Consider the following 17,526-nt stretch of genomic DNA (forward strand, 5'->3'; position numbering starts at 1 on the left):
CGTCAGTGCGGCGCTTCTTCGAGGATCACGTGGGCGTTGGTACCGCTGATTCCGAACGAGGAGACCCCCGCCCGGCGCGGCCGGCCGGTCTGTGGCCACGGACGCGCTTCGGACAGCAGCCGGACCAGACCGGTGTCCCAGTCGACCTGTGGCGTCGGCCGGTCGACGTTGAGCGTGCGCGGCAGGGTGCCGTGCCGCATCGCGAGGATCATCTTGATGATCGACGCGACGCCGGCGGCGGCCTGGGTGTGCCCCAGGTTGGACTTCACCGAACCGAGCCACAGCGGCCGGTCGGCGGGCCGGTCCTGGCCGTAGGTGGCCAGCAGGGCCTGGGCTTCGATCGGGTCTCCCAGTTTGGTCGCCGTACCGTGCCCGTCGACCGCGTCCACGTCGGCGGCCGTCAGACCCGCGCCGTTCAGCGCCTGTCGGATCACCCGCTGCTGCGCCGGTCCGTTCGGCACCGTCAGACCGCTGGAGGCACCGTCCTGGTTGAGGGCGGAGGACCGTACGACGGCCAGGATGCGACGCCCGTTGCGCTGGGCGTCGGACAGTCGCTCCAGGAGGAGCATGCCGCTGCCCTCGCCCCAGCCGGTGCCGTCCGCCGCCGCCGCGAAGGACTTGCACCGGCCGTCCGGGGCGAGCCCCCGCTGCTTGGTGAAGTACTGGAACGTCTCCGGTGAGGCCATCACCGTCACCCCGCCGGCCAGGGCGAGCGAGCACTCGCCCGTGCGCAGCGCCTGGGCCGCCAGATGCAGGGCGACCAGCGAGGAGGAGCAGGCCGTGTCGACCGTGACGGCCGGGCCCTCCAGACCGAGGGTGAAGGCGATCCGGCCGCTGATCAGGCTGCCGCCGGTACTGGCCCCCTCGTACTCGTGGTACATCAGACCGGCGAAGACTCCGGTCCTGCTTCCCTTGAGGGAGAGCGGGTCGATGCGCGCATTCTCGAGGGTTTCCCACGCCGTCTCCAGCAGCAGTCGCTGCTGCGGGTCCATTTCCAGCGCCTCGCGCGGCGAGATGCCGAAGAGCTCGGCGTCGAAGCCCGCCGCGTCGTGCAGGAACGCTCCGTGGCGCGTGATGCTCTTGCCCGGGGCACCGTGCTCCGGGTCGTAGAGGCGGTCGACGTCCCACCCGCGGTCCGTGGGGAAGGGGGCGACGCCGTCACGTTCCTCCAGCAGCAGCCGCCACAGGTCGTCGGGGGTGTCGACCCCGCCGGCGAACCGGCAGGCCATGCCCACGACGGCGACGGGCTCGGACGTGGTCTGCGCCAGCTGTTCGTTCTCCCGGCGCAGTCGCTCGTTGTCCATCAGCGAGGCGCGCAGCGCCTCGACGATCTCCTCGGTGTTCATGCCTGCTCCCAGCCTCCGCCTCAGTCGGTCTTCCTGGCCGCGAGGGCCGTACGGACCAGATCACTGACGTCCATGTCCGCGATCGCGCTCCGGGAGGGGTCCGCCTCGCCGTTCGCATCGTTCGACGGCTCGGTCCCGCGCTGCGGCGGAGCAAGCTCCTCGAGCAGGTACCGCGCCAGCACTTCGGGGTTCGGGTAGTCGAACATCATCGTGGCGGGGAGCCTCAGCCCGGTCTCGGCACCCAGCAGGTTGCGCAGCTCGATCGCGGCCAGGGAGTCGAGGCCGAGTTCCGTGAAACCACGGCTCATGTCGATCGCGTGCGGGGCATCGTGGCGCACCGCGGCCACCTGGTCGCGTACGAGGTCCAGCAGGATGCGCAGCTGTTCGTCCTCGGCGAGACCGGAGAGCCGCTCCTCCAGGCTCTGGTCCACGGCCGGCGTCGGGGCGGCGCCCGCCGGGGCGGCGGCCGCGACGGCCCGGGCCGGGACCTGGTCGGCCGGTACGAGACCGTGCAGGGGTGCGGGGACCTTCTCGGCCGCGGCGAGCGCCGCACCGTCGATCCGCAGCGGCACCTGCACGGTCTCACCCGTGGTGAGCGCGGTGTCGAACAGCGCCAGACCCTCCTTCGGGGTGATCGCCGGGGTGCCCAGACGACGCTGCCGCTCGAACACGGCCCCGTCCAGGACGGCCCCCATGCCGTCGCCCTCCCACAGGTGCCACGCGAGTGAGGTGGCGGGCAGGCCTGTGGTGTGGCGGTGGTGGGCGAGGGCGTCGAGGAAGGTGTTGGCGGCGGCGTAGTTGGCTTGTCCGGCGTTGTCGAGGAATGCGGCGGTGGAGGAGAACAGGACGAAGGCGGTGAGGTCGATGCCGCGGTCGGCGGTGTATTCGTGGAGGTGCCAGGCGGCGTCGGCCTTGGGGGCCAGGACGGTGTCCAGTCGTTCGGGGGTGAGGGAGGTGAGGAGGCCGTCGTCGAGGACGCCGGCGGTGTGGACGATGCCGGTGAGGGGGTGGGCCCCGGGGATGGTGTCGAGGAGGGTGGTGAGGGCCTGACGGTCTGCGACGTCGCAGGCGGCGAGGGTGACGGTGGCGCCGATGGCGGTGAGTTCGTCGTGGAGTTGGGTGGCGCCGGGGGCGTCGGGTCCTCGGCGGCTGGTGAGGAGGAGGTGGCGTACGCCGTGTTCGGCCACCAGGTGGCGGGCGACGAGTGCGCCGAGGCCGCCGGTGCCGCCGGTGATCAGAACGGTGCCCTCCGGACCCCACGGGCTCGCACCCGTACCGCCGGAGACCTGCGCCAGGCGAAGGACGAGCGCCCTGCCGCCCCGCAGGACGAGCTCCGGCACGCCGGACGCTGCGGCGGCGCCCAGCGCCTGGTCGGACTCGGCCGTGGCGTCCAGGTCGACCAGGACGATCCGGCCGGGGTGCTCCGCCTGCGCCGCGCGCACCAGACCCCACACCGGGGCCTGGGCGACGTCGGGGCTCTCATCCGCCGACACGGCCATCGCGCCGTGCGTGGCCACGACCAGCCGCGAGGCGGCGAACCGCTCATCCGCCAGCCAGGCCCGCAGCGCCGCCAGCACCCGGTGCACGGTTGCGCGCGCACCGGACGCCCCCGGGCCGGCCGATTCCACGGGTAGCAGCACGACTTCCGGGACGTCCCCCGTCGATGCCGACACCGACACGGTGTCCAGCACCGGAAGCGGCTCGTCGGAGGGAGCCAGCGTCGGGCCCGCCACCCAGGAGAACCGGTACAGGTCCTCGACGGGCCGGCCGTTCGCCGCCCCCAGCTGCTCGGTGGAGACGGGGCGGGACACCAGCCGTTCCACCGTGGCCACCGGCCGGCCGGCGGCGTCGGCCACCTGAAGTGTGGTGACCTCCTCACCCCTCACCCGGCGCAGCAGCACGCGCAGCGAGGTGGCACCGGTCGCGTGGACGGTCACCCCGCTCCAGACGAACGGAAGCTGCGTGGCCCCCGCGTCCTCCTCGTTCAGCAGGTCCACATGGCTCGCGGCGTCGAGGAGGGCGGGGTGGAGGGTGAAGTGGGTGGCGTCGGTGTGGGCGTGGTCGGGGAGGGTGACTTCGGCGTAGATGTCTTCGCCGTGGCGCCAGGCTGCGGTGAGGGCTTGGAAGGTGGGGCCGTAGGTGTAGCCGCGGGTGTGGAGTTTGTCGTAGGCGTTGTGGGTGGGGATGGGGGTGGCGCCGGGTGGGGGCCATTGGGTGAGGTCGGTGGGGTTGGTGGGGGGTGTGGGGGTGTGGGGGGTGAGGGTGCCGGTGGCGTGGCGGGTCCAGTCGGTGTCGGTGTGTTCGGGGCGGGTGTGGATGCTGATGGGGCGTGTTCCGTGGGTGTCGGTGGGGCCGACGAGGATCTGGAGGGCGAGTGCGGTGTTGTCGGTGGGGAGGGTGAGGGGGGTGTGGAGGGTGAGTTCTTCGAGGTGGGGGGTGTTGGTTTCGTCGCCGGCGCGGATGGCGAGTTCGACGAGTCCGGTGCCGGGCAGGAGGGTGGTGCCGAGGACGGTGTGGTCGGCGATCCAGGGGTGGGTCGCCAGCGACAACCGCCCCGTCAGGACGGCGCCGCCGCCGTCGGGCAGCGTGATGACCGAGCTGACCAGCGGATGGCCCGCGGCGATCTGTCCGTGCCCGGTGGCATCGGCGGCCACCGTCGGCGCCGGGGAGGTGTCCAGCCAGAACTCCCGCTTCTCGAAGGCGTAGGTGGGCAGGTCGACGCGGCGGGCGCCGGTGCCCGCATAGAAGGCCGCCCAGTCGACGGGGGTGCCGGTGGTGTGGAGACGGGCGAGGGCGGTGACGGTCTCCGTGGCCTCGTCCCGGTCCCGGCGCAGCGTGGGCACGTAGACGCCGGTGTCGGTGGTCTGCTGGGCCATGGCGGTCAGCACCGCGTCCGGGCCGAGCTCCACGTACGTGGTCACGCCTGCCGCGTCCAGAGCGCGGACCGCGTCGGCGAAGCGGACGGCTTCGCGGACGTGCCGCACCCAGTACTCCGGGTCGGTCACGTCGGCGGTGGTGTCCCCGGTGAGGGTGGACACGATCGGAAGGGCCGGGGCTCGGTAGGTCACGGACTGTGCGACCGTGCGGAAGTCCTCCAGCATCGGTTCCATCAGCGGGGAGTGGAACGCGTGCGACACCCGCAGCCGCGTCGTCTTACGGCCCTCAGCCTCGAAACGCTCCTTAATGGCCAGGACCTCGGCCTGAGCACCGGAGACCACCACCGCAGACGGGCCGTTGACCGCCGCGATACCGACCGTGTCGGACAGCAGCGGGCGGACCTCGTCCTCACTCGCCTGGACGGCGACCATCGCCCCGCCCTGCGGCAAGGCCTGCATCAGCCGGCCCCGCGCCACAACCAGCCGCGCCGCATCCGTCAGCGACAGCACCCCGGCCACATGCGCGGCCGCGAACTCACCGATCGAATGCCCCGCCAGGTAATCGGGACGCACACCCCACGACTCCAGCAGCCGGAACAACGCCACCTCGATCGCGAACAACGCAGGCTGAGCGAACTCCGTGCGGTCCAGACGCTCCGCGTCCTGGCCCCACATCACGTCCTTCAGCGGCAGACCGACCTCCGCCACAACCGCGTCGAAGGCCTCCGCGAACACCGGGAACGCCTCATACAGCCCCCGGCCCATCCCCAACCGCTGCGCACCCTGCCCACCGAACAAGAACGCCGTCACACCATCGGCACGGGCCGTGCCGCTCACGACGCCCGGTGCCGGCACGCCCTCCGCCAACGCGGCCAGGCCGCGCAGGGCCGCCACGCGGTCCGTGGCGACGACTGCGGCGCGGTGCTCGAGCGCCGCACGCGATGTCGCCGAGGAATAGGCAGTGCCGACGAGGTCGAGCTCTGGGTCGGCTTCGAGGAGCGCCTTCAGGCGTTCGGCCTGGGCGGGCAGGTTGTGGGAGGTGTGGGACGACAGGAGCAGGGCGGTGGGCGACATGCCCTCGGAGGGGATGTCCGGCTCGGCGGCCCGCTGCGCGACGACGGGTGCGGGAGCCTCCTCCAGGATGAGGTGCGCGTTGGTGCCGCTGAGCCCGAAGGACGAGACGGCGGCGCGGCGCGGTCGGTCGGTCTCTGGCCACGGACGGGCTTCGGTCACCAGTCGGACGTTCCCTGCGGTCCAGTCGACCTTGGGGCTCGGCTCGTCCACGTGCAGCGTCTTCGGTATGACGCCCTCGCGGAGCGCCATGACCGCCTTGATCACACCGCTCACGCCGGACGCCGCCTGGGCATGCCCGATGTTCGACTTGATGGAGCCGAGCCACAGCGGCCGGTCCTCGGGACGCCCCTGCCCGTACGTCGCCAGCAGCGCCTGCGCCTCGATCGGGTCACCCAGCGTCGTACCCGTGCCGTGTCCCTCGACGAGGTCGACGTCGGCCGTGGAAAGCCCCGCCACCGCCAGCGCACGTTGGATGACGCGCTGCTGGGAGGGGCCGTTGGGGGCGGTGAGGCCGTTGCTCGCACCGTCCTGGTTGATCGCCGAGCCCTTGACCACCGCGAGGACGCGGTGGCCCTTGGCCCGGGCGTCGGACAGCCGCTCCACCAGCAGCAGACCGACACCCTCGGACCAGCCGGTGCCGTCGGCCGCGCCGGCGAACGCCTTGCAACGGCCGTCGGGAGCGAGTCCGCGCTGCTGACTGAAGTCGACGAAGATGTCCGGTGTCGGCATCACGGTCACGCCGCCCGCGAGCGCCATCGTGACCTCCCCCTGGCGCAGCGCCTGCACGGCCATGTGCAGGGCGACCAGGGAGGAGGAGCAGGCGGTGTCCACGGTGACCGCCGGGCCCTCCAGACCGAGCGTGTAGGCGACCCGGCCGGAGGCGATGCTGCCGGCGCTGCCGTTGCCCAGGTAGGGAGAGAGGTCGTCCGGCACGGTGCCCGGACGGGTGCCGTACTCGTGGTACATCACGCCGACGTACACGCCGGTCTGGGTGCCGCGCAGGGTCGTCGGGTCGATGCCGGCCCGCTCAATGGCCTCCCACGAGCTCTGGAGGAGCAGCCGCTGCTGCGGGTCCATGGCCAGCGCCTCGCGCGGCATGATGCCGAAGAACTCGGGGTCGAACTCGGCGGCGTCGTGCAGGAAGCCGCCGTTGACGGTGTACGTCCGGCCCGGGGTCCCGGGCTCGGGGTCGTAGAGGCCCTGGGCGTCCCAGCCGCGGTTGTCCGGGAAGCCGGAGACCGCATCGCGGCCCTCGGACACCAGGTTCCACAGTTCCTCCGCGGAGGTGACCCCGCCGGGGAAGCGGCAGCTGATGCCGACGATGGCGATCGGGTCGTCGTCGACGGCCTGCGCGGAGGGCGTCGCGGACGGCACGGGGACCGTCGTCACCGCGGGCGTACTGCCGGACTTCTCCTTGATCAGGGCGACCACGGCACGGCAGTTGGGATGGTCGAAGACCAAGGTGGCGGGCAGTTTCAGACCGGTGGCGGCGTTGAGCGCGTTGCGCAGCTCGACCGCGGCGAGCGAGTCGAAGCCCAGCTCCTTGAACGCCCGGTCGGCACCCACCGAATCGATGCCACTGTGCCCGAGCACGGCGGCCACCTCAGTACGCACCAGCTCCAGCAGCGCACGGTCCTGCTCGGCGTCGGAGAGACCCGCGAGCCGCTGCTGCAGTGCGCCGGCCGTGGAGGTGGCGGCGGCCGACCGGTCTGCCGCATGGCGCGCCGGGCCGCGGACGAGGCCGCGCAGCAGCGCCGGAGTTCCGTCGGTGCGGGAGCGCAGTGCCGCCCGGTCGACGCGCAGCGCGGTCACCTGGTGGGCGCCGGTGGCGAGCGCCGCGTCGAACAGTTCGAGGCCCTCCGCCACGTCGAGCGCGGGCGTTCCGAGCCGCTTCATCCGATCGAGGTCGGCGTCGACGACCGGTCCGAGGCCCGTGTCCATCGCCCACATGCCGTACGCGAGCGCCGTCGCGGGCAGCCCTGCGGCGCGGCGGTGGTGGGCGAGGGCGTCGAGGAAGACGTTGGCGGCGGCGTAGTTGGCCTGTCCGGCGGCGAGCACCTGGCCGCCGGCGGAGGAGAACAGGACGAAGGCGGTGAGGTCGATGCCGCGGTCGACGGTGTACTCGTGGAGGTGCCAGGCGGCGTCGGCCTTGGGCCGCAGCACCGTCTCGAACTGCTCCGGCGTCAGCGTTCCCACCAGCCCGCTGTCGATGGTGCCGGCGGTGTGGACGATGCCGGTGAGGGGGTGGGTTGTGGGGATGCTGTCGAGGAGGGTGGCGAGGGCCTGGCGGTCTGCGACGTCGCAGGCGGCGAGGGTGACGGTGGCGCCGGCGGCGGTGAGTTCGTCGTGGAGTTGGGTGGCGCCGGGGGCGTCGGGTCCTCGGCGGCTGGTGAGGAGGAGGTGGCGTACGCCGTGTTCGGTGACCAGGTGGCGGGCGACGAGTGCGCCGAGGCCACCGGTGCCGCCGGTGATCAGGACGGTGCCCTCCGGACCCCACGGGCTCGCACCCGTACCGGTCGAGCGGACCAGACGCGGTACCGCGAAGCGACCGCCGTGGACGGCGGACTCCGGCTCTCCGGAGGCCGCGGCCGTAGGCAGGGCGGCGAGCGACTCCACCGACCCGTCGGTGTCCAGGAGCGCGAAGCGTCCCGGGTTCTCCGCCTCGGCGGCACGCACCAGACCCCACACCGGAGCCTGGGACAGGTCCAGGGTGTCCTCCAGGCGCGCGGCCACCGCGTAACGGGTGACGAAGACGAGCCGTGACCCGCCGAACCGGTCGTCGGCCAGCCAGGTCCGCACCGCTTCCAGAACCGCGAGGGACACCTCCCGGGTGGCCTGGGGGACCGTGTCCGAGACCGCCGGCGCAACCGGGCACAGCACCACGTCCGGCATCGGCCGCCCCGCGTCCACCGCCGCTGCCAGCGCGGCGAGATCGGCGAACTCCGGCACTGCGACGTCGAGGTCCACCGGCCCGGCGAGTCGGGCCACGGTGCTCGTCGTCTGCGGAAGCGGCAGACCCTGCCAGGCCACCCTGAACAGGGAATCGCCCTGCACACTCCGGGACGCCTTCAACTGCTCGGTGGAGACGGGGCGGGACACCAGCTGTTCCACCGTGGCCACCGGCCGGCCGGCCGTGTCGGCCACCCACATCGCCGACAGCTCGTCGCCGCGCACCCGGCGCAGCAGCACGCGCAGCGAGGTGGCACCGGTCGCGTGGACGGTCACGCCGTTCCAGGAGAACGGCAGGAGGGTGTCGCCGTGGGCTTCGCCCTGCGGGTCGAGCAGATCCGCGTGCATCGCGGCGTCGAGGAGGGCGGGGTGGAGGGTGAAGTGGGTGGCGTCGGTGTGGGCGTGGTCGGGGAGGGTGACTTCGGCGTAGATGTCTTCGCCGTGGCGCCAGGCTGCGGTGAGGGCTTGGAAGGTGGGGCCGTAGGTGTAGCCGCGGGTGTGGAGTTTGTCGTAGGCGTTGTGGGTGGGGATGGGGGTGGCGCCGGGTGGGGGCCATTGGGTGAGGTCGGTGGGGTTGGTGGGGGGTGTGGGGGTGTGGGGGGTGAGGGTGCCGGTGGCGTGGCGGGTCCAGTCGGTGTCGGTGTGTTCGGGGCGGGTGTGGATGCTGATGGGGCGTGTTCCGTGGGTGTCGGTGGGGCCGACGAGGATCTGGAGGGCGAGTGCGGTGTTGTCGGTGGGGAGGGTGAGGGGGGTGTGGAGGGTGAGTTCTTCGAGGTGGGGGGTGTTGGTTTCGTCGCCGGCGCGGATGGCGAGTTCGACGAGTCCGGTGCCGGGCAGGAGGGTGGTGCCCAGGACGGTGTGGTCGGCGATCCAGGGGTGGGTCGCCAACGACAACCGCCCCGTCAGAACGATCGCGTCCGACTCCGGAGAGGCCACGACGGCACTCAGCACCGGGTGGTCGACCGGCGTGAGGCCGGCGGATCCGACGTCGCCGGACGTACCGGTCGGGTGCAGCCAGTAGGACTCATGCTGGAAGGCGTAGGTGGGCAGATCGAGATGCACGCTCGGCTGGTCGCCGTAGTACGCCGTCCAGTCGACGGGGGTGCCGGTGGTGTGGAGGCGGGCGAGAGCGGTGACGGTCTCGGTGGCCTCGTCCCGGTCCCGGCGCAGGGTGGGCACGAAGGTGGCGGTGTCGGTGGTCTGCTGGGCCATGGCGGTCAGCACCGCGTCGGGGCCGAGCTCCACGTACGTGGTCACGCCTGCCGCGTCCAGAGCGCGGACCGCGTCGGCGAAGCGGACGGCTTCGCGGACGTGCCGTACCCAGTACTCCGGGTCGGTCAGGTCACCAGTGGTGTCCCCGGTGAGGGTGGACACGATCGGAAGGGCCGGAGTTCCGTAGGTCACTGACTGTGCGACCGTACGGAAGTCCTCCAGCATCGGTTCCATCAGCGGGGAGTGGAACGCGTGCGACACCCGCAGCCGCGTCGTCTTACGGCCTTCCGCCTCGAAACGCTCCTTGATGGCCAGAACCTCGGCCTGCGTGCCGGATACGACGACGGCCTGCGGGCCGTTGACCGCGGCGATACCCACGCTCTCCGTCAGCAGCGGGCGGACCTCGTCCTCACTCGCCTGCACGGCGACCATGGCCCCGCCCTGCGGCAGCGCCTGCATGAGCCGGCCCCGTGCCACAACCAGCCGTGCCGCGTCCGTCAGTGACAGCACCCCGGCCACATGAGCGGCCGCGAACTCACCGATCGAATGCCCCGCCAGGTAGTCGGGCTTAATGCCCCACGACTCCAGCAGCCGGAACAGCGCGACCTCGATCGCGAACAGCGCGGGCTGAGCGAACTCGGTGCGGTCCAGACGCTCCGCGTCCTGGCCCCACATCACGTCCTTCAGCGGCAGACCGACCTCGGCCACGACCGCGTCGAAGGCCTCCGCGAAGACGGGGAACGCCTCATACAACCCCCGGCCCATCCCCAGCCGCTGCGCACCCTGCCCACCGAACAAGAACGCGAGCTTTCCGCCCATGGCCTCACTGACGCCGGCGCCGCCGGCGATGGCGTCCAGGGCGCGCTCCAGGTCGGCGCGGTCGTTGGCGAGCGCGACCGCACGGTGCTCCAGCGTCGCTCGTGAGGTGTGCAGTGCCCGGCCTGCCGCGGCGAGATCGCCGTCGGTCACCGTGTCGAGGAAGGTCCGCAGCCGTGCGGCCTGGGCGCGGACGGCCGCCGGGGTCTTGCCGGAGACCGGCCAGGCGACGACCGGACGCTCGGCGGAGACCGTCTCGGACGGCACGTCCTCCGGCGCCTGCTCGATGATCACGTGGGCGTTCGTGCCGCTGATGCCGAAGGAGGACACGCCGGCGCGGCGCGGGTGGTCGCTCTCCGGCCACGGCCTGGGCTCGGTGAGCAGCTCCACCGCTCCGGCTTCCCAGTCCACCTGGGGCGAGGGCTCGTCCACGTGCAGGGTCCGGGGCAGCACCCCGTGCCGCATCGCCATGACGGTCTTGATGATCCCGGCAACGCCGGCGGCGGCCTGGGTGTGCCCCATGTTCGACTTGATCGATCCCAGCCACAGGGGCCGGTCGGCGGGACGGCCCTGACCGTAGGCGGCCAGGAGCGCCTGCGCCTCGATCGGGTCACCCAGCGTCGTACCCGTACCGTGCGCCTCGACGGCGTCCACGTCCGTGGGCGCCAGCCCCGCCGTGGCCAGCGCCTGCTCGATGACGCGCTGCTGGGAGGGGCCGTTGGGGGCGGTCAGGCCGTTGCTCGCACCGTCCTGGTTGATCGCCGAGCCCTTGACCACCGCGAGGACGCGGTGGCCCTTGGCCCGGGCGTCGGACAGCCGCTCCAGGACGAGCACACCGACGCCCTCGCCCCAGCCGGTGCCGTCGGCGGACGCGGCGAAGGACTTGCAGCGGCCGTCGGAGGACAGACCACGCTGCCGGTTCATGTCGATGAAGGTGTCCGGTGTCGACATCACCGTCACGCCGCCCGCGAGCGCCAGGGAGCACTCGCCGGCGCGCAGTGCCTGGACCGCCCAGTGCAGGGCGACCAGGGAGGAGGAGCAGGCGGTGTCCACGGTGACCGCCGGGCCCTCGAGACCGAGCGTGTAGGCGACCCGGCCCGACACGACACTGGCGAGGCTGCCGTTGCCCAGGTAGCCCGCGTACTCCTCGGACACCCGGCCGCCGAGCCGGGTGGCCCAGTCGTGGTACATCACGCCGGCGAAGACACCGGTGCTGGTCCCGCGCACGGACAGCGGGTCGACGCCCGCTCGCTCGAACGCCTCCCAGGACACCTCCAGCAGCAGCCGCTGCTGCGGGTCCATGGCCTGGGCCTCGCGGGGGCTGATGCCGAAGAACTCCGGGTCGAACTCGGCCGCGTCGTAGAGGAACCCGCCCTCGCGGGTGGAGGACTTTCCGGAGACTCCCGCCTCCGGGTCGTACAGGGCGTCCACGTCCCAGCCGCGGTCCTCGGGGAAGGGGGAGACCGCGTCGCGGCCCTCGGCCACCAGTTCCCACAGATCCTCGGGCGAAGCCACCCCGCCCGGGTAGCGGCAGCTCATGCCCACGATGACGATCGGGTCGTCGTCGGTGACGACGGCGGCGGAAGCGGAGGGGCGGACGGAGGCCTGCTCCTGGCCCGCGCTCAGCTTGCTCGCGATGTGCTCGGCCAGAGCGCGCGGGGTCGGATAGTCGAAGACCAGGGTGGCGGTCAGGCGCAGACCGGTGGCGGCGTTGAGCGCGTTGCGCAGCTCGACCGCGGCGAGCGAGTCGAAGCCGCTCTCGCTGAAGGCCCGGCCCACGTCGACCGCGTCCGGGCCGTCGTGCCCGAGCACCGCCGCGACATGGGTGCGGACCAGGTCGATCAGGGCCTCGGCACGGTCCGCGTCGGACAGTCGGGAGAGGCTGTCGGCGAGCGAGTCGGCGACCGACACGGCGCCGCCCGCCGCAGGCGCCGCGGCCGCCGTCCGCCGCGGCACCCGGGCCGGCACAAGGGCGCTCAGAACGGCGGGAACGCCGTCGGCGCGGTCCCGCAGCGCGGTGCCGTCGATCCGGACCGGGACCAGCGCAGGGGCCGTGAGGCGCAGGGCCGCGTCCAGCAGGGCCAGGTTCTCGTCCGCGGACAGCGGCTCCAGACCGAGCTTCGCGATGCGCTGGAGCGCGGCCACGTCCAGTCCCGCGCCCATGCCGACATCACCCGTCCACAGGCCCCACGCGAGTGAGGTGGCGGGCAGGCCTGTGGTGTGGCGGTGGTGGGCGAGGGCGTCGAGGAAGGTGTTGGCGGCGGCGTAGTTGGCTTGTCCGGCGTTGTCGAGGAATGCGGCGGTGGAGGAGAACAGGACGAAGGCGGTGAGGTCGACGCCGCGGTCGGCGGTGTACTCGTGGAGGTGCCAGGCGGCGTCGGCCTTGGGGGCCAGGACGGTGTCCAGACTGTCCTGGCTGAGGGAGGTGAGGAGGCCGTCGTCGAGGACGCCGGCGGTGTGGACGATGCCGGTGAGGGGGTGGGTTGTGGGGATGCTGTCGAGGAGGGTGGTGAGGGCCTGACGGTCTGCGACGTCGCAGGCGGCGAGGGTGACGGTGGCGCCGATGGCGGTGAGTTCGTCGTGGAGTTGGGTGGCGCCGGGGGCGTCGGGTCCTCGGCGGCTGGTGAGGAGGAGGTGGCGTACGCCGTGTTCGGCCACCAGGTGGCGGGCGACGAGTGCGCCGAGGCCGCCGGTGCCGCCGGTGATCAGAACGGTGCCCTCCGGACCCCAGGGCGCCGGCGCATCCTCGGCGGAGGCGGGGGCGGGTGCGGTCCGCACCAGGCGCGGTACGCGTATCTCCCGGCTGCGGACGGCGAGTTCGGGTTCGCCCGTGGCCAGGGCCGAGGCCAGTAGGGCCTCGTCCGTGTCGGCGTCGGCATCCACCAGGACGATCCGGCCGGGGTGCTCCGCCTGCGCCGCGCGCACCAGACCCCACACCGGGGCCAGCGCGAGGTCGACGGTGTCGTCCGCGCTCGCGGCGACCGCGCCCCGTGTCACGAGAGCGAGCCGGTCATCGGCGGCGGACTCGTCGGCCAGCCACTCCTGCAGCCTGGCGAGGACCCCGTACGCGGTCGCCCGCACCGCGTCCGGGACCTCGCCGACGGCGGCGTCCACGGGCAGCACGGTCCAGCCGTCGAGGCCCGCGGAGGCCGGCGCGGTGACCGAGGACCACTCCACGCGCAGCGGCGCCGCACCACCGTGTGCGGAACGCAGCTGGGCGCCGTCCACGGGGCGCAGTGCGAGCGAGTCGATCCGCGCCACCGGCGCGCCGGACGCGTCGGCGATCGACAGGGCCACGGAGTCCGGGCCCGTGGCGGTGATCCGCACACGGATCGCGGAGGCCCCGGAGGCGTAGAGCGACACACCGGTCCACGCGAACGGCAGCCGGGTGCCTTCCGGGACGGGCTCGTGCGCGGCGAAGTCCGTGGCGTGCAAGGCGGCGTCCAAGAGCGCCGGATGCAGGCCGAAGGCGCCGGCCTGTGCCGCGGTGTCACCGTCCAGGGCCACGTCGGCGTACACCTCGCCGCCCTGCCGCCACACCGCCTTCAGGCCGTGGAAGACGGGGCCGTAGCCGTAGCCGTTCGCGGCCATGTCCGGGTACAGGGTGCTGATGTCGACCGCCTCGGCGCCTGCCGGTGGCCACTGGGCCGTGGCGGGGAGCGCGGTGTCCTGCTGCGGGGCGGCCGGGGCGAGCACACCGGTGGCGTGCCGGGTCCACGGCTCGTCGTCCGCGGCATCCTCGGCACGGGAGAAGAAGTCGACCGTGCGCCGGCCGTCCGCCTCCTCGGCGCCCACGACGATCTGCAGGGCGACACCGCCCGTGGCCGGCAGGGCCAGGGGAGCCTGCAGGGTGAGCTCCTCGACCGTGGCGCACCCCACCTCGTCTCCCGCGCGTACCGCGAGCTCCACGAAGGCGGTGCCCGGCAGCAACGGGACACCGGCGATGACGTGGTCGGCCAGCCACGGGTGGGTGCGCAGCGACGTCCGCCCGGTCAGCACCGCGCCGCCGGCGCTTCCGTCGGCCGCGGCCAGGCGGACGACCGAGCCGAGCAGCGGGTGCCCCGCCGCGATCTGTCCCAGGCTCGCCGGATCGCCGCTCGGCGCAGGGGCGCTCAGCCAGTACCGCCGTCGCTGGAAGGCGTAGGAGGGGAGCGGGATGCGCCGGGCATCCAGGCCCTCGTAACAGGCGTCCCAGTCGACGTTCGTGCCGCAGGTGTGCAGCAGGGCCAGCGCGGACAGCAGCTCCCGCCGCTCGTCACGGCCCCGGCGCAGTGCGGGGACGAACGTGACGCCGGGGGCGGTGACACACTCCTGCCCCATCGCCGACAGTACGGCGTCCGGGCCGAGCTCCAGGTATCCGGTGACGCCGGCCGCCTCCAGGAAGCGGACGCCGTCGGCGAAGCGGACCGCCTCGCGGACGTGCTCCACCCAGTAGTCGGGCGAGCACAGCTGCTCCGCCGTGGCAAGCTGCCCGGTGACGTTGGAGACGACCGGGATCCGCGGGGCGGAGTAGGTCATGATCCGGGCGACGCGGCGGAACTCGTCCAGCATCGGCTCCATCAGCGGCGAGTGGAAGGCATGGCTCACCCGCAGCCGCTTGGTCTTGCGGCCCAGCTCCTCGAAATGCGCCTGCACGCCGAGGACGGCGTCCTCGGCGCCGGACACGACGACGGAGGAGGGGCCGTTGACCGCGGCGATCCCGGCCCGTTCGGTGAGCAGCGGACGCACCTCGTCCTCGGTGGCCTGGACGGCCACCATCGCACCGCCCGCCGGCAGCTGCTGCATCAGCCGGCCGCGCGCGGCGACCAGCGTCGCGGCGTCCTCCAGGTTCAGCACTCCGGCCACGTGCGCCGCGGCCAGCTCGCCCACGGAGTGCCCGGTCAGATAGTCGGGGCGCACGCCCCAGGACTCGACGAGCCGGAACAGCGCCACCTCGACGGCGAACAGCGCGCACTGCGCGTAACGCGTCTGGTCGAGCAGCTCCGCCTCCGGGGACCCCTCCTCGGCGAAGAGCACGTCCCACAGGGAGACGTCGAGCTGGAGGTCGAGATGGCCGATGGCGGCCTCGAGCGCCCTGGCGAAGACCGGGTACGTGTGGCACAGCTCGCGGCCCATGGCGAGCCGCTGGCTGCCCTGCCCGGTGAAGAGGAACGCCAGCCGGTGGGCGGTGTCCGCGCCCTGGGCCGACGGGTTGAGGAAGAGGCCCGGCGCCGAGTGCTCGTCGACGACGGCCCGCAGCGCACTCTCGAACACGCCTCGGTCCTCGGCGAGGACCACCGCGCGGTGCGGGAGCGTGGCGCGTGTGGTGGCCAGCGAGTGGCCGATGTCGGCGAGGGACGCCTCCGGCCGGTCGGCCATGAACGTCAGCAGGCGCTCGGCCTGTGCCCGCAGTGCCGGAGCGGTACGGGCCGAGACGACCAGCGGCAGGATCCGCCCGTCGCCCTCCGCGTCGCCCTTCGCGCCGCCTTGCGCGCCGCCCTCCGCGGCGGCGTCGCCCGACTCGTCGAGGGCTGGCGGTTCCTCCAGGATGACGTGGGCGTTGGTGCCGCTGATGCCGAACGCCGAGACGCCCGCCCGGCGCGGCCGGTCGCCCCGCTCCCAGGAGCGCGCCTGGGTCAGCAGCCGTACGTTGCCGCTCTCCCAGCGGATGTTCGGGGACGGCTCGTCCACGTTCAGCGTGCGGGGCAGCTTGCCGTGCCGCATCGCCATGATCATCTTGATCATGCTGGCCGCCCCGCCCGCCGCCTGGGTGTGGCCCAGATTGGTCTTCACCGAACCGAGCCACAGCGGCTCGTCCTCGGGGCGGTTCTGGCCGTACGTGGCGAGGATGGCCTGGGCCTCGATCGGGTCGCCCAGCCGCGTGCCGGTGCCGTGCGCGTCGACGGCGTCCACGTCGGCCGAAGCCAGCCCGGCATCGGCGAGGGCCTGGCGGATCAGGCGCTGCTGCGCGATACCGCTGGGCGCGGTCAGACCGTTGCTGGCGCCGTCCTGGTTGACGGAGGTGCCGCGCACGACCGCGTGTACGGAGTGCCCGAGCCGCCGGGCGTCGGAGAGGCGCTCGACCACCAGCAGGCCGACGCCCTCGGAGAACCCGGTGCCGTCGGCGGCCGCCGCGAACGCCTTGACGCGGCCGTCGGCGGCCAGACCCTGCTGGCGGCTGAACGAGGTGAAGATGCTGGGGCTGCCCATCACGGTCACACCGCCGACGAGCGCCAGCGAGCACTCACCGCGGCGCAGCGCCTGCGCGGCCAGGTGCAGGGAGACGACGGCGCCGGAGCAGGCCGTGTCCAGCGTCATCGCCGGGCCCTCCAGGCCCAGCGTGTACGAGATGCGGCCCGACGCGACGCTCGGGGCGGTGCCGATCATCAGGTAGCCGTCGAGACCCTCCGGGGCCTCGGTCGCCTTGACGCCGTAGTCGTGGACCTCCGCCCCGAGGAAGACGCCGGTACGGCTGCCGCGCAGCGAGTCCGGCGCGATGCCCGCGTGTTCCAGCGCCTCCCAGGCCGTCTCCAGGGCGAGCCGGTGTTGCGGGTCCATGGCGAGGGCCTCGCGCGGACTGATGCCGAAGAAGTCCGCGTCGAACTGCGTGGCGGTGTCCAGGAAACCGCCCTTGGTCACGTAGCTCTTGCGGGGCGTCGCCGGATCCGGGTCGAACAGCCCGTCCAAGTCCCAGTCGCGGTCGGCCGGGAAGTCGGAGAGCACGTCACGGCCCTCGTCGACCAGGTCCCACAGGTCGTCGGCGCTTTCGATGCCGCCGGGGAACCGGCAGCCGATGCCGACGACCACGATGGGGTCGTCGTCGTCGACGGTGCTGCGGGGCACCGGTGCGAGCGTGTCGATCTCCGGGGAGGAGCCGAGGAGTTCGCCGCGCAGGAACACGGCGAGCGCCTCCGGGGTGGGGTGGTCGAACCCGACGGTGGGCGGCAGCGTGAGTCCGGTGGCCGCGTTCACCCGGGCGTGCAGGGCGACCAGACCCAGGGAGTCCAGGGCCTGCTCCCTGAACGGTGCGTCGGGCTGGACCGCGGCCGGAGGCTCGGGCTGGATGGCGCGCAGGACCTCGAGTGCTTCGGCGCGTACCAGGTCGAGCAGGACGCGTACCTGCTCGGCGTCCGGCAGCGGCTGCAGCCGGGCCACGAGCGCGGTACGCGTGCCCGACGCGTCGTCCGGCTCGTGCCGGGTGTCAGAAACGAAGCTTCCGGACCCGCTCATCTGCACACTCCACACCTAAAATTCCACTGCCGCACAAGGAAATG

General features: G+C 73.0%; 1 protein-coding gene and 1 pseudogene. Both read right to left on the bottom strand.

The genetic code is table 11. The features are described 5' to 3' along the window. Positions 1 to 8 precede the first annotated feature (8 nt). Positions 9 to 1,410 (bottom strand): annotated as a pseudogene (locus ACZ42X_RS09325) (type I polyketide synthase); the annotation flags it as partial. Next, positions 1,367 to 17,482 (bottom strand): SDR family NAD(P)-dependent oxidoreductase, encoded by a 16,116-nt coding sequence (locus tag ACZ42X_RS09330; RefSeq protein ID WP_468286149.1) that lies wholly within the window; start codon positions 17,480 to 17,482, stop codon positions 1,367 to 1,369. The pseudogene ACZ42X_RS09325 and the gene ACZ42X_RS09330, both read right to left, overlap by 44 nt. Positions 17,483 to 17,526: the final 44 nt, after the last annotated feature.

This window comes from Streptomyces sp. NPDC030862, from assembly GCF_055571835.1.

Excerpts from the sequence above, each read along its gene's own strand:
- ACZ42X_RS09330 (WP_468286149.1), bottom strand. The coding sequence starts at position 17,482 with ATGAGCGGGTCCGGAAGCTTCGTTTCTGACACCCGGCACGAGCCGGAC.